This window comes from Parvibaculum sp. MBR-TMA-1.3b-4.2 (genome assembly GCF_053628815.1).
In genome coordinates this window covers 1417376-1431487 of record NZ_JBRJHC010000001.1, presented here as the reverse complement: position 1 = coordinate 1431487, position 14112 = coordinate 1417376, and the positions used below count along the sequence as shown (strand labels likewise).

Sequence of the window (14112 nt, the reverse complement as noted above, 5' to 3'; positions counted from 1 at the left end):
GATGTCCGCAATCCACCTGCCTAAACATGGGCCGTTTTCGCTTCTCGTTCTGGGGGGCGCCCGATCGGGAAAAAGCGCTTATGGCGAAGGTCTCGTGGCGGCGAGTGCGGCTCGTCACGTCTACCTCGCCACGGCGGAAGCGCATGACGGTGAGATGGCGGTGCGTATCGCGCATCATCGGTCGCGTCGCGGCGAGCGCTGGCGCACGATTGAAGAGCCTTTGGCCATCGCGGACATTCTGCGCAACGAGGTTGGTGGTGGCGATGCTGTGTTGGTGGACTGCCTGACGCTATGGCTGTCCAATCTCATGGGTGCTGAGTGGAATGTGCAAACGGCGACGGATGATTTGCTGGACGCTATCTCGGTCTGTAAGGCCGGCATCGTTTTCATTTCAAACGAAGTGGGGTGGGGCATCGTGCCCGACAACGAAATGGCAAGGCGTTTCCGCGACGAAGCGGGCCGGATGCATCAGCGCATTGCGGGACAGGCCGACGGCGTCGTGGCCGTCATGGCGGGCCTGCCGCTCGTGCTCAAGGCGCCTCTTGCGCAATCCTGAGCATGGTATCGAGATCGAGATGGCGTTCCATTGCCTCGGCAATCTCGTCCAGTGCAGCATTGACGGTTGCCAGATGGTCGGTGCTGCCCGTCACGGCAAGGTCCATCGAGCGCAGGAAGGATTGCCGGAAACCCGCCTTGTCGAAAAGACCGTGCACATAGCACCCGGCAACGCGCCCGTCGGCGGAACGCGCGCCATGTGGGCGGCCTTCCAGCGTGAAACCGGGCCGGGACGTATCCGGCCCCTTGCTTCGGCCATTATGAATTTCATAGCCGGTGAACGCGGCACCGCTTTCATCCGTCCCGGTCACGAGACCCAGATGCTTTTCCGGCTGTAGCGTCGTTTCGATGTCGAGAAGCCCCAGCCCCTCGGTGCTGCGATCTTCTCCTTCGATGCCATGCGGATCGAGAATGCGAGTGCCGAGCATCTGATAGCCGCCGCAAATGCCGAACACGGCGCCCCCCTGCCGCCAATGCGCCTTGATGTCGATATCCCAGCCCTGTGTCCGGATGAAATGCATATCGGCGACCGTTGCTTTCGTGCCGGGCAGAATGATGAGATCGGTGTTTCGCGGCATCGGCTTGCCGGGCGGCACAAATGTAAACTCGACGTCCGGCATGGCGCGAAGCGGATCGAAATCGTCGAAATTGGAAATCCGCGACAGCATGGGTGCGGCGATACGGAAGGCGCCATGCCGTGCTTCGCCTCGGCGTTCCAGCACCACAGCGTCCTCGGCCGGTAGCCGCGACGTGGCGGGAAGCCAGGGCATCACACCCATCCCCCGCCATGCCGTACGCCGCTCTATATCGCGAAGCCCCTCTTCGAAAAGCCGGACATCGCCCCGGAACTTGTTGATGAGAAAGCCGCGTATCATGGCGCGGTCTGCATCCGACAGTACGGAATGGGTGCCGACAAGGCTTGCGATTACGCCGCCCCGGTCGATATCCCCGATCAGAATGACGGGCGTACCGGTCGCTGTCGCAAAGCCCATATTGGCAATATCGTTCGCCCTGAGATTGGTTTCCGCCGGGCTTCCCGCACCTTCGACCAGCACGAGATCCGCCTCGACGGAGAGACGGTCGAAGCTGTCGCGCACGGCCTGAAGCAGTTTTGGTTTCAGGGCGTGATAATCCATGGCGCTGGCGTTGCCGATGGCACGTCCATGCAGGATCAACTGCGCGCCAACATCCGTTTGCGGTTTCAGCAGCACGGGGTTCATGTCGATGCGGGGTTCGACATTGCAGGCCAGTGCCTGCAGCGCCTGGGCCCGGCCGATCTCTCCGCCGTCGGCGGTGACGGCGGCATTGTTCGACATATTCTGCGGTTTGAAGGGAAGCACGCGAAGCCCGCGGCGCGCATAGGCGCGAGCGAGACCGGAGACGAGTACGGACTTGCCGACATCCGAGCCCGTGCCTTGAAACATCAGGGCGGCGCTCATGAGAAGCTCTCCAACGCCGCAGCAAGGCGGCGCGTCGTCTCCTCGCCGGACGGCAGGCCAAAGCGCAGCCAGCTTTCTGCATAGGGAAAGCGCCGTACATGAATGCCGTGCGATGAGAGGTGCCGGTGAAGCCGCGCTGCGTCGGGCGCGGTGGCCAGCCGATAGAGAGATGTGCCGCCGATAAGTTGAAGCCCGTTTCCGTCCAGCAATTTATCGAGTTGTGCAGCGGCCGCAGACAGGCGTTGACGCATATCCGCTACCCAGCCCGCATCGGCATAAGCGGTCGCGCCGACGGCAAGCGCCGCACCGCTCACCGACCATGGTCCGAAAGCGGCTTCCATCCTTCTGCGCAATGTTTCGGGTGCCAGAACGCCGCCGAGCCGAAGCCCGGCAAGCCCGAAAAACTTTCCGAAGGACCGCAACACGACGAGCCCCTCCATACCCCCATGCGCGGCCAGGCTGATCTCGGGCGCGACATCGGCAAAGGCTTCATCGACGACGAGCAATCCGTCTTTCGCCGCCTGTCGCCGCGCGAGATCGAGCAGCAGGTCGGAGGACATCTGTCTGCCGTCCGGATTGTTGGGATTGGTGATGACGATGACGTCGGACGCGAGGCCGGCGATATTGCCGACATCGATAGCCGTCACGCTATGCCCGGCCGTTCGCCATGCCTGCTCGTGTTCGCCATAGGTGGGCGAAGCGATAGCGACATGCGACCGGGAAACGAGAAGCGGCAGCAATGAAATGGCGATCTGGGTGCCGGGTGTGAGTAGAAGGCTGGATGGCGGCGCGCCAAGATAGGCAGCCATCTCCTCCCTGCACAGCACCTCGGCATCTCGCTGCGGAAGTCGTGTCCATGCGTCGTTAGGAACATGGACGGGGTAGGGCCATGGATTGATCCCGGTACTGAGGTCGACAAATGGTTGCGGTGCTTCGGGAAACGCGCTGCGCAGGCTCCCGAGGTCTCCGCCATGGACAAGCCTGGCCGTCATGCCGTGACCCCGGTTGAAACGGCTAACAGGGCCAACAGGAGAGCAAGCAATACCAAAGACCGTTTGTAGATGAGAAGCGCCTTGCGAATGTCGAGGGACGTGAGGTCCGCTGCGCCGTCGCCTAACCAGGCACCATCCGTCTGAACGGCACCATAACTTCTCGGGCCGCCGAGACGCACATCGAGTGCCCCCGCCATCGCCGCTTCCGGCCAGCCCGCATTGGGCGACACATGCTGCCCCGCATCGCGAAACATGATCGAGAAAGCTTTTCCTATGCGGCGCGTGGGCTGCGCGCTCACGGCGACAAGACAGCCGCAAACCCGTGCCGGGATCAGATTGGCCAGATCGTCCAGGCGGGCGGCAGCCTTGCCGAAATATTCGTATCGCGCGTTTCTGTGTCCGATCATGCTGTCCGCCGTGTTGATGGCCTTGTAGGCGATGAGGCCGGGAAGGCCCGTCACCGCGCACCAGAAAAGCGGCGCAACGATACCGTCCGAATAGTTCTCCGCAAGGCTTTCGATCGCCGCGCGCGACACGCCATGCTCGTCGAGTTCGGCCGGATTGCGTCCGACGATCCTTGAGACGGCGATCCGCCCGCCCGCGATCCCGTCTTTGTCCAGCGCATGTGCCACGTCGCGAATATGGTCGGCAAGACTCCGGCTAGCAATAAGCGTGCTTGCGATCAGTACTTCGCCGACCCAGCCGAAAGGAAGAGAAGAGAGGAACAGGTGAAGCGCATGGCCGGCGATAACGGAAAGCGCAACGAGCAGAACAACCAGACCGCATCCGCCTGCAAACCGCTTTCCGTCCCCCATGCTTTCGCGGTTCAGGAAAACATCGCCGGCGGCGATGACGCGCCCCATCCAGGTCACGGGATGACCGATCGCACGAAACAGCACTTGCGGATAACCGAAAAGGCTCTCCGCGACGAGAGCCAGAAGGGCGAGGGAAGGAGCGGCAAGCGACAGAACGATCATGTGGCGAGGGCGGTCCCGTTTGACACCAAAGGGGGGATGGTTTACCAGCAAAAGGCTTCCAGGTGGGCGTGAAAGCGCCTAAACGGGAACACGGTGCGCGCGAAATCGCAATGCCGTGGCTGCCCCCGCAACTGTAAGCACCGGCCGGGATAATGCCGCCATGATCGCCACTGGGAAACCGGGAAGGCGGCGGCGAAGCCCGGAAGAAAACGGTGCGAGCCAGGATACCGGCCTGAAGCCTGATGAACACCGTAGAGCCCGGGCGGGGCGAAACGGCGCACGGGTTTCTGTTGCCTGCTCCATGGAGCGGTGTCCGCTTTGGAAATCCCCGCCATTCCTGTCCGATGCATCACGCGAGGCATGGAATGAGCGAAACAGGCGAACCTCTCGGCAAGATACCGGCAACTGTCGTCACAGGCTTTCTCGGCTCGGGCAAGACGACGTTGATCCGTCACTTGCTGCAAAATGCGGGCGGACGGCGTATTGCGCTCATCATCAACGAGTTCGGCGATGTCGGGGTGGATGGCGATCTGCTCAAGGGCTGCGGGGAGGAGACCTGCGGCGAAGACGATGTGGTGGAGCTGGCCAATGGCTGCATCTGCTGCACCGTCGCAGACGATTTCCTGCCCACCATGCAGAGGCTTTTGGAACGGCGACCGCTGCCCGACCATATCGTGATCGAGACCTCCGGCCTCGCTCTGCCGAAGCCTCTGGTGAAGGCCTTCAACTGGCCGGAAATCCGCACGCGCGTGACGGTCGGCGGCGTTATCACGCTGGTCGATTCTGCCGCGCTCGCCGAGGGGCGTTTCGCGAGCGACGAAGCTGCCGTGGACCGGCAGCGCCAGGCCGACGAGATGCTCGATCATGAAAGCCCGCTCGAAGAACTTTTTGAGGATCAGCTTCTCTGCGCCGACATGGTCATCATGAACAAGGCCGATCTTGTGGCACCGGAAAAGCTGGACCAACTGGAAGACGGCCTGCGGGAAGAAGTGCGCTCGAGTGTGAAGTTCCTGCGTTCCGAAAATGCTGCCGTGAGCACGGATGTTCTGCTGGGGCTCTCCTTCGCGGTGGAGGAAGACCTCGATGCGCGCCCGTCCCATCATGACGCCGAAGGCGATCACGACCATGACGATTTCGAGAGTTTCGTCGTAGAGGCGGGCGAGATCGCCGATGCCGGGTCTTTGGCGAACGCGCTCCGGCCCGTGCTGGAAACGCATGACATATTGCGGCTCAAGGGATTTGCCGCCGTTGAGGGAAGCGGGATGCGGCTTGCCGTGCAGGCTGTTGGCCCTCGCATCCAGCATTATTTCGACCGGGACTGGCAGGACGGTGAGGCTCGGCGCTCCCGTTTCGTCGTGATCGGCGAGAAGGGCATAGACAAAGCCGAGACTCGCGACGCGTTGCGGGAGGCGATTGGCTGATGCATCTGCTCGCGGTCCAGCCCGGCGACATTTCGGATGGCTCTGAGGCTGTGGATCTCGGGCAGACGGCTGGCGATATCGTCGTTCTGTCGGCGGCGGATTCCGACCTCGCGTCGCTGGTCGCTGCGCGCAAGACGTTGGGAGCGGGTTTTCCGGAACTACGCCTCGCCAATTTCCTGCAGCTTCAGCATAATCTTTCCGTCGATCTCTATGTCGAAAACGTGATCGAGACTGCGCGTTTCGTCTGCATACGGCTTCTCGGCGGGTCGCGGTACTGGCCTTATGGCCTGTCGGAAATCCGACGTGTCTGTGCAGAGCGCGGCATTCCGCTTGCCGTGGTGCCGGGGGACGACCAGCCGGACAGCGAACTGGCCGCCTGGTCGAGCGTGAAGGGCGAGAGCTATATGCGGCTCTGGTCCTATCTGGCTTATGGCGGTGTCGCGAATGCTGCGAATTTTCTGCGCTACCTGCGCTCGCAGATCGACCTGTCCGGGGAAAACGACTGGCAGGAGCCGGTACCGCTGCTCAATGCCGGACTGTACTGGCCGGGTCTCGACCGGCCTTCAATGAACGATATCCGGGCGCACTGGAAGGAAGAGGCGCCTGTAGCGCTCGTCACCTTTTATCGGTCGCTGGTGCAGTCGGGCGCGACGCAGCCGGTAGATACGCTTGTCGAGGCGCTGCGTGGGCATGGCCTGAATCCGCTCCCGGTTTTCGTGCAGAGCCTGAAGGACCCCTTCTGCGAAACCCTGCTCGAAGAGCTTATGGGCGAGATGAAGCCCTCGATCGCGCTTAACCTGACGAGCTTCGCCGTTTCCGTGCCGGGGCGGCAACGCCGCGCGTCGGTGCTGGAGAAGGCGAATTGTCCTGTGCTGCAGGTGATCCTGTCCTCGCAGAACGAAACCAAATGGCGTGAAGGACTGAGCGGGCTTTCCGCGCGCGACATCGCCATGAATGTCTCCTTGCCCGAGGTGGACGGGCGGATCATCACCCGCGCCATCGGCTTCAAGGCCGAGATGGAATTCGACCCGACGGCGCAATGCCCGGTGGTGGGTTACAGCTGCATCGAAGATCGCGTGACCTTTGTCGCGGCGCTGGCTGAAGGATGGACGCGCCTCGCGGCAACGTCTGCCGCCGAAAAGAAGGTCGCGGTCGTTCTCGCCAATTACCCCAATCGGGATGGACGCATCGGCAATGGTGTTGGCCTCGACACGCCGCAAAGCACACTCGTCATGCTGCGCCACATGAAAGCGCAAGGCTATGTGATCGATGCCTTGCCGGACGACGGCAACGCGCTGATGAAGGCTTTGATCGCGGGCCCGACGAATGCGTTAACCGACCGGGAGAGCCGCAAGGGTGGCGTAGGGCTCGATCTCCGAACCTATCGGCATTTCTTCAAAACCCTGCCCGGCAAACTTCGTGAGGAGGTTATCGCCCGCTGGGGGATGCCGGAGGACGATCCGTTTGTTTCGGGGCGGGAGGACCGGAAGGAATTCCGTTTACCTGCCATTGAGTACGGCAATGTCGTGGTCGGTATCCAGCCCGCGCGCGGATATAATATTGATCCCAAGAGCACCTATCACGACCCGGCCCTCGTACCGCCCCATAGCTATTTTGCATTTTATTGCTGGTTACGAGAAGTGTTCGACGCTCACGCCGTCATCCATATGGGCAAGCACGGCACGATGGAATGGTTGCCCGGCAAGTCTATCGCCTTGTCGGAAACATGTTTTCCGGATGCCGTGTTCGGCCCCTTGCCGCATCTCTATCCGTTCATCGTCAACGATCCTGGCGAGGGGACGCAGGCAAAGCGTCGCGCTCAGGCCGTCATCATCGACCACATGACGCCGCCGCTGACGCGGGCGGAGATATACGGCCCCTTGCGCAATCTCGAAGCGCTGGTAGACGAGTATTACGAAGCCGCCAACGTCGATCCGCGGCGCATGGATCTGTTGCGCAAGGAGATCCTGGACCTCGCCCGCTCGGCCGGCCTTGATCGGGATTGCGGTTTCGATGACGGCACAGCGGAGGACGACGCCCTTTCCAAACTCGACAATTATCTTTGCGAGTTGAAGGAAATGCAGATCCGCGATGGGCTGCACGTCTTCGGTCGCTCGCCCGTTGGCAGGTTGAAAACGGATACCCTGGTCGCGCTCACGCGCACGCCGCGCGAGGCGGGGCAAGGTGAAAACGCATCGTTGCTCCGAGCGCTCGCGACCGATCTCGACCTCGGTCCTTTCGACCCGCTCGATTGCAACCTCGGCGATCCTTATGAAGGTCCGACGCCCAATCTCCTGCGGTCGCGGGGCGAGGGCGTCTGGCGCAGCAATGGTGACACACTCGAACGGCTGGAAGCGCTCGCGGCAGAGCTTGTCTCGGGCGAGGAGGTCTGCCCCGCGGAATGGCCGGCCACGGCGCAGGTACTGCGCGGCATCGAAACGACGATTGCGCCTGATCTGGCTGCCTGCGGCGAAGCGGAACTCGACGCGGTGATAATTGGTCTCGATGGGCGTTTCGTCATGCCGGGACCGTCCGGCGCGCCGACGAGGGGGCGGCCCGAAGTCCTGCCGACCGGTCGGAACTTTTACTCGGTGGACAGCCGCGCCGTGCCGACACAGACGGCCTGGACGCTGGGTTGGCGCTCGGCGCAGCTTCTTGTGGAAGACTATCGCCAGCGTCATGGGCGGTGGCCGGAAGCAATGGCGATTTCGGCGTGGGGCACCTCGAACATGCGCACCGGCGGCGACGACATCGCCCAGGCTTTGGCATTGATCGGTGTGCGCCCGCAATGGGATTTGTCGTCGGGCCGCGTGACGGACTTCGAGATTCTGCCGGTCGCCAAGCTCGGGCGCCCGCGCGTCGATGTGACGTTTCGTATCTCCGGTTTTTTCCGGGACGCCTTTCCCGCCCAGACGGACCTTCTCTCCTCGGCGTTCCGCGCCGTCATGCAGCTCGACGAAGACGAGGCCGACAATCCGCTGGCCGCGCGCTATGCCCGCGAGGTGAATGAGAATGTGGCGTCGGGCGCGGACCGCGCCGATGCGGAAAAGGAAGCGGGCTTCCGGGTTTTCGGCTCGAAGCCCGGTGCCTATGGCGCGGGACTTCAGGTGCTGATGGATGAAGGGGTCTGGGGCAGCAAGGCCGACATCGCCGAGGCTTATCTCACTTGGGGCTCTTACGCTTATGGCGAGGGCGCGAACGGTGTGAATGACCGTCGCAACTTCGAAAAGCGTCTGGGCGGTGTCGATGCGATTGTGCAGAACCAGGACAATCGCGAGCACGATCTTCTCGACTCCGACGATTACTATCAGTTCGAGGGCGGCATGGCCGCTGCCGTGACGGAGCTGAAGGGGGCCGAGCCCGTGCTCTATCACAACGATCACTCGCGTCCGGAAACGCCGAAGGTCCGGACGCTCGCCGATGAGATCGGCCGTGTCGTCCGCGCCCGCGCCGCAAACCCCAAATGGATCGCGGCCGCGATGCGCCATGGCTACAAGGGCGCCTATGAAATGGCAGCGACGGTGGACTATCTCTTCGCCTTCGCCGCCTCCACAAGCGCAGTCGCAGACCATCACTTCGATCTCGTCTTCGACGCCTATCTGGGCGACGAAGCAGTGCGGGGATTCCTGCAGGAGAACAATCCGGACGCGATGCGGGAAATAGCCGACCGGTTCGACGAAGCCATTCGTCGCGAATTGTGGCGTCCGCTGCGCAACTCGGTTGCCGCCACACTCGACACCCTTTCCACCCAAAGGAGCGTTTGATGAGCAAGGTTTTGACGGAAGAAGAACGCACGGCTCGACATAACGAGAAGATGAAGAAGAAGAAGGCCGCCCATGACCGCATCGTGGCGGGAAAGACGGTCGAGAAAGGTCTCGTCGCCGTTCACACCGGCAAGGGAAAGGGCAAGTCCACCGCCGCGATGGGCATGGTCTGCCGGGCTATCGGGAACGGCATGAAAACCGGCATCGTCCAGTTCGTGAAAGGTGCGTGGGAAACGGGCGAGATGAAAGTCTTCGAGGCCTTCCCGGATCTTGTGGAAGTTCACGTGCTGGGTGAGGGGTTCACATGGGACACGCAGGACAGGGAAGCGGACATTGCTGCTGCGCGGCGCGCCTGGGATCAGGCGAAATCCATGATCGAGGACCCTGCCTATCGCATGGTGCTGTGCGACGAACTCAACATCGTTCTGCGGTACGGCTATCTGCCGATGGAAGAAGTTCTGGAAACACTCCGGAACAAACCGGCCGACACGCATGTCATCATCACAGGCAGGAATGCGAAGGAGGAGCTGATGGAGCTTGCCGATCTCGTGACGGAGATGAAAGAAATCAAGCATCCCTTCCGCGCAGGGATAAAGGCGCAGGCCGGGATCGAATTCTAGCCGCCCTTCGTCCTGATCCGGGAGACGGCATGTCGCAGAAAATCGACGGCTGCGGGAAAGGACGGTCCGCCGCATACCGTCAATGAAGAGGGCATGCGAATGACCTGCTCTTTCCTGAACAGCCGATCGAGAACGGGATGATGAAGAACCTCGGAGCCGATATCGCCTTTGCCGAGCGCCTCCGTATCGAGAATGAGGAAGTCGGGTCGTGCGACGGCCAGTTCTTCGAGCGAGATGCGCGAGATGGAGGACCGGCCGAGCTTTTCCGCTTCATTGCGCAGGCCCGCATATCGCATCACATGGGAAATAATGCTTTTGGAGCCGGAGACATAACCTCTTCTCTGATAAACAAGCGCACTCGGTGCATCGCCGCGAAGAGGCGGGGCCGATGCTGCCTTTTCGATCTCTCCGATCAGCTCGCGTGCCCGTTCCGGCTTGCCGAGGAGTTTTCCTACTCGGCGCGTTTGCTCGATCATCTCCGGCGCGCTGTTCGCTCGTTTGATCTCGACAACCTTGTAGCCGAGCCGGCGCAACATGGCTTTCGTGTCGGTATCGCGAAAACGGCTGCCGATGATGAGGTCGGGATCGAGTTTGATGATGGCTTCCGCCGCGCTGGGAACGGTCATGAAGGCGCCGGCCTTGTCGGCGAGGAAGGATATGCTCCTGTCTTGCGCAAAAATCGTCAGCGCTGCGATTTGGGACGGGTCGGCGAGGGCTAGCAAATACTGGTCGGCACAGACATTGAGCGACACGATCCGGTGGAATGTCTCCGCATGGGCAGGGCGTTGCGTCGCGACAGCGAGGCAGGCAAGGAGCAGGAAATGAAGTGTAATACGGGCTAAGCGCAACTGGGCGTCTCTTTCTTTCACCAGCACCGGAATGCCGGTGTTTTTATCACAATCCCGGGACACTTGAAGTGACGGGATGCTCTGTCGAAGAGCTGGGCCGATCTGGACGAGGTCTGTTGTGTCTATTGCACAATTCGTAAGTGAGCGTCGAAACATCAAGTGGCTGTCCTTCTGGCCGGTTCTGCTGTCATTACTTCTTGTTGTCGGGTTGGGTGCGCTGTTGGTCGGGCCCGTATCGATATCGCCGGAACAGGTGTTTCTTGCCCTCACAGGGCAGGGGACAGAGATCCATCGCGCAATCGTCATGGAAATCCGCCTGCCCAGATTGTTGCTTGCCATGGGGGTCGGCGCGACGCTGGCCATGGCCGGCGCGGTTCTTCAAGGCTATTTGCGAAATCCGTTGGCAGACAGCTCCGTGCTTGGTTCGTCGAACGCGGCGGCATTCGGTGCGGTGATCGCGCTCTACTTCGGATATGCGAACAAATATCCCTTGCTTCTCCCCGGGCTCGCCATCGGCATGTCGTTTCTCGCCTTGTCCTGCGTTTTCGGCATGATGCGCCGCCATGTTTCCGCAGTGGCGCTCATTCTCGCCGGCCTCGCCGTTGGTTCGCTGGCGGGCGCTTGCATCTCGCTCGCGCTCAATCTGTCATCCAATCCATTCGCCATGTCGGAAATAGCGTTCTGGCTTTTGGGCTCGCTTGAAGATCGGAGCAAGATGCATGTCTGGCTTTCGCTGCCTTTGATGATGGTTGCCTGGGCGATTTTCTACAGCCAACGCAATGCGCTCGATGCGCTTGCTCTGGGTGAAGAGGCGGCCGAAAGCATGGGCATCAACATGCGTAGGCTTCAGGGGTGGATTGTTCTTGGGGTATCGATCGGAGTTGGCGCGGCCGTTGCGGTGAGTGGTGCGATCGGCTTTTTGGGCCTTGTCGTTCCCCATCTTCTCAGACCGATGGTTGGACACCGGCCCTCCCGTCTACTGCTTCCCTCGGCGGTTGCGGGTGCATTGCTGCTTACGCTGTCGGACGGTTTCGTCCGTCTACTGCCGACCCCGAGCGAGTTGCGTTTGGGTGTCGTCACGGCGTTTTTCGGCATTCCCTTCTTCATTTATCTCCTGATCCGGCAGAGACGAATGTTCTGAGGGGATTTGGCCAAAAGATTGTTGCCGGGCATATGTCTCATATGTAATGTGCCGGTCAGGTAGTGCCCGCAAGGGATAAAAGGGAATCCGGTGAGCCGCTAGTCGGCAAATCCGGGACTGTACCCGCAACTGTGATCGGGGAGCCCACCGTAAGAAGCCACTGAAGCGAAACGCTTTGGGAAGGCACGGCAAGGGCGATGATCCGAAAGTCAGGAGACCTGCTACCTGCGTCGCCCCCCCTTTGGCCGGGACTAGCCGAAGGAGCGGAAACCCGTAGTGGCGACAACCGTAAACTGGGTTGAGTGCAGGGGATTCCGCGGCGGGCTATGCCGTATCAGACATTGAGAACTTTGTGCTCACCCGTTTGTCAATCGGGGGCTTAGGCCTGCCTAACGGGGTGAGATTATGCACCAGACTGTTTTCCGCCGGGCGCTGCTCGGCGCGACAGCGCTTGCCTGTATCGCATTGGCGATGCCGGCACATGCACAGGAAAATTCGGACGATTCTGATCAGAATACGGACGGGATTGTCGTCACATCCACCAAGATACCCACTCAGATCGAAAAGACCGGCTCCTCCATTTCCGTCGTAACCAAAGAGGAAATGGAAGAGCAGCAGACGCGCCAGGTGTTGGACGTGTTGACGACGACGCCGGGCATTTCCGTCTCGCAGTTTGGTGCGAAGGGCACCGATTCTAACGTGCGCATGCGCGGACTGCCGGGGCAATATACTTCGGTTCTGATCGATGGCGTCGAAGTGTCCGACCCGAGTCGTTCGCAGACGGCGTTCGATTTTTCCCAGCTAGGGACCGCAGGGATCGACCGGATCGAGGTGCTTCGCGGATCGCAGAGCGTGCTTTATGGCGGAGAGGCCGTCGCCGGTGTCGTCAATATCGTGACAGCCCGCGGGCGCGGCGACTTCAAGAGCAGCGTATTTGGTGAGGTCGGAAGTTACGATACCTACCTTGTGGGCGGTAGTACGCAGGGCGGTTTCGACGATGATCGCGGCGGCATAAATGTCAGCGCGCAGTATCTGGATACGGGCGGGTTTTCTGCTGCGGATGAAAACCTCCCCGGCAATAGCGAGGGCGAGGATTACGACAATATCTCGTCGCTGGGCCGGCTGGACTATCAGCTGACGGACCGTATTGGCATCAAGGGAAATTTCCGCTACGCGCAGGGGACGTTGAACTATGACGCCTCTAGCGGTTCCTACGGAGACGATCCGGACCGGGGCGATGATTTCCTTCAGTATTCCGGCCGAGGCGGCGTCACCTTTGCGACGCAGGATCGCTTTTTCGTGGGCGAGGCGGGTGTCGCCTACAGCTATTCGAAGCGGGACGGTTTCGATAACGGCACGCAATCCTACTATTACATCGGCGACCGTGTGACCTATGACGTTCAGGGAACGCTCACCTTCAATCCGGACAATATTGTCATTGTTGGTGCCGAGCGGAATGAAGAGAGCTACGAGTCCGATTCCAGCCCGGCAGGCGCCGATGTCTGGACGAATTCCTGGTTCGGCATGTACCAGTTCAGCCCTGTCGAGAATCTCTATCTCTCGGCAGGTGCCCGTCTGGACGATCACGAGGCATTCGGCGTCTACGACACATATCGCGCTACGGCGGCTTATCGCTTCACGAGCACCGGGACGACAATCCGGAGCAGCTATTCGACAGGCTTCCGCGCACCGAGCCTCTTCGAGCTCTATGGCAAGTGCTGTGGCGACCCGAATTTCGGCAATCCGGATCTCAAGCCGGAGGAAAGCAAGAGCTGGGACGCGGGTATCGACCAGCTTTTCCTGAACGGGGATGTGCTGGTTTCCGTTACCTACTTCAACATCGATACCGAAAACGCCATCAAGTATAGCGGTACCTTCGGTACGCCGGCTCCCAACTATTTCAATATCGCCGGAGAGTCGCGCTCGCGCGGTGTGGAAGCGAGTGCCGACTGGATGGTGACGAACGATCTGCGGCTGAACCTCGCATACACCTGGAATGTGGTGCAGGACGCTACGGGTAAGCGCTACGACAACGCACCCCGTCATGACATCAATTTCAACGCGAACTACGTATTGCTTGGCGGTCGCGCAAACGTAAATCTCAACGTACTCCACACGGTGGATACTCGCGATAGCGGTAATACCGTGCGTCTTGACGACCCCTTTGTCGTCAAGCTCGCGGCGCGATATCGCTTGTTCGACAATCTCGATATCACGGCGCGTATCGAAAACCTCCTCAATGACCAATACCAGACTGAATACGGTTACGGCACGTCCGACCGCGCTTTCTATGCTGGTCTGAAATACCGGTTTTGAGTCAGAGCGGGCGGGCGTGTTTGCGCCCGCTCGTATTTT

At 60.8% G+C, this 14112-nt stretch carries 10 protein-coding genes and 2 riboswitches; of the genes, 6 read left to right on the top strand and 4 right to left on the bottom strand.

What is annotated here, in order from left to right:
• Nucleotide 1: 1 nt before the first annotated feature.
• Nucleotides 2-556 carry a bifunctional adenosylcobinamide kinase/adenosylcobinamide-phosphate guanylyltransferase gene (gene cobU / locus ACSSVQ_RS06910; protein ID WP_454181767.1) on the top strand — a complete coding sequence of 185 codons (555 nt, stop codon included), beginning with the start codon at nt 2-4 and terminating at the stop codon, nt 554-556.
• On the opposite strand, the gene ACSSVQ_RS06905 is transcribed toward cobU, so the two are convergent.
• The 3 genes from ACSSVQ_RS06905 to cbiB are packed head-to-tail and all read right to left on the bottom strand — an operon-like array spanning nt 531 to nt 3963.
• Nucleotides 531-1994, bottom strand: coding sequence for a cobyric acid synthase (locus ACSSVQ_RS06905; protein WP_454181765.1), 1464 nt, complete (start codon nt 1992-1994; stop codon nt 531-533). The genes cobU and ACSSVQ_RS06905 overlap by 26 nt on opposite strands.
• On the bottom strand, nt 1991-2986 hold the full coding sequence (cobD, locus tag ACSSVQ_RS06900) for a threonine-phosphate decarboxylase CobD (protein WP_454181763.1): 996 nt from the start codon (nt 2984-2986) through the stop codon (nt 1991-1993). Before cobD ends, ACSSVQ_RS06905 begins: the two co-directional genes overlap by 4 nt.
• The gene (cbiB, locus tag ACSSVQ_RS06895; protein WP_454181762.1) at nt 2983-3963 is read right to left on the bottom strand and encodes an adenosylcobinamide-phosphate synthase CbiB; all 981 of its coding nucleotides are present in this window, start codon (nt 3961-3963) and stop codon (nt 2983-2985) included. Before cbiB ends, cobD begins: the two co-directional genes overlap by 4 nt.
• A gap of 42 nt (nt 3964-4005) precedes the next feature.
• Nucleotides 4006-4213, top strand: a riboswitch (cobalamin riboswitch).
• 115 nt (nt 4214-4328) lie between these two features.
• Between cbiB and cobW the strand changes: the two genes are divergently transcribed.
• Genes cobW through cobO form a run of 3 tightly spaced genes read left to right on the top strand, consistent with a single transcriptional unit; the run spans nt 4329 to nt 9768 of the window.
• Nucleotides 4329-5384 (top strand): cobalamin biosynthesis protein CobW, encoded by a 1056-nt coding sequence (gene cobW / locus ACSSVQ_RS06890; protein ID WP_454181760.1) that lies wholly within the window; start codon nt 4329-4331, stop codon nt 5382-5384.
• Nucleotides 5384-9148: a cobaltochelatase subunit CobN gene (gene cobN / locus ACSSVQ_RS06885; protein ID WP_454181758.1), complete on the top strand. Its 3765-nt coding sequence runs from the start codon at nt 5384-5386 to the stop codon at nt 9146-9148. The genes cobW and cobN overlap by 1 nt, the downstream gene beginning before the upstream one ends.
• The gene (gene cobO, locus ACSSVQ_RS06880; RefSeq protein WP_454181756.1) at nt 9148-9768 is read left to right on the top strand and encodes a cob(I)yrinic acid a,c-diamide adenosyltransferase; all 621 of its coding nucleotides are present in this window, start codon (nt 9148-9150) and stop codon (nt 9766-9768) included. Before cobN ends, cobO begins: the two co-directional genes overlap by 1 nt.
• Here the strand turns inward: cobO and ACSSVQ_RS06875 are convergent.
• Nucleotides 9765-10922, bottom strand: coding sequence for an ABC transporter substrate-binding protein (locus ACSSVQ_RS06875; RefSeq protein WP_454181754.1), 1158 nt, complete (start codon nt 10920-10922; stop codon nt 9765-9767). The two genes, cobO and ACSSVQ_RS06875, sit on opposite strands and share 4 nt — an antisense overlap.
• On the opposite strand from ACSSVQ_RS06875, the gene ACSSVQ_RS06870 reads away from it, so the two are divergent.
• On the top strand, nt 10825-11757 hold the full coding sequence (locus tag ACSSVQ_RS06870) for a FecCD family ABC transporter permease (protein ID WP_454181752.1): 933 nt from the start codon (nt 10825-10827) through the stop codon (nt 11755-11757). The genes ACSSVQ_RS06875 and ACSSVQ_RS06870 overlap by 98 nt on opposite strands.
• A gap of 43 nt (nt 11758-11800) precedes the next feature.
• A riboswitch (cobalamin riboswitch) is annotated at nt 11801-11997 on the top strand.
• A 165-nt stretch (nt 11998-12162) separates the two neighbouring features.
• Nucleotides 12163-14073 (top strand): TonB-dependent receptor plug domain-containing protein, encoded by a 1911-nt coding sequence (locus ACSSVQ_RS06865; protein ID WP_454181750.1) that lies wholly within the window; start codon nt 12163-12165, stop codon nt 14071-14073.
• The last annotated feature ends 39 nt before the right edge of the window (nt 14074-14112 follow it).

Coding starts and splice junctions, on each gene's coding strand:
- cbiB (WP_454181762.1), bottom strand. CDS start 3,963: ATGATCGTTCTGTCGCTTGCCGCTCCTTCCCTCGCCCTTCTGGCTCTC.
- cobU (WP_454181767.1), top strand. CDS start 2: ATGTCCGCAATCCACCTGCCTAAACATGGGCCGTTTTCGCTTCTCGTT.
- ACSSVQ_RS06875 (WP_454181754.1), bottom strand. CDS start 10,922: ATGACGATTGCGCGATGGATCTCTGTCCCCTGCCCTGTGAGGGCAAGA.
- ACSSVQ_RS06865 (WP_454181750.1), top strand. CDS start 12,163: ATGCACCAGACTGTTTTCCGCCGGGCGCTGCTCGGCGCGACAGCGCTT.
- cobO (WP_454181756.1), top strand. CDS start 9,148: ATGAGCAAGGTTTTGACGGAAGAAGAACGCACGGCTCGACATAACGAG.
- cobN (WP_454181758.1), top strand. CDS start 5,384: ATGCATCTGCTCGCGGTCCAGCCCGGCGACATTTCGGATGGCTCTGAG.
- cobD (WP_454181763.1), bottom strand. CDS start 2,986: ATGACGGCCAGGCTTGTCCATGGCGGAGACCTCGGGAGCCTGCGCAGC.
- ACSSVQ_RS06905 (WP_454181765.1), bottom strand. CDS start 1,994: ATGAGCGCCGCCCTGATGTTTCAAGGCACGGGCTCGGATGTCGGCAAG.
- cobW (WP_454181760.1), top strand. CDS start 4,329: ATGAGCGAAACAGGCGAACCTCTCGGCAAGATACCGGCAACTGTCGTC.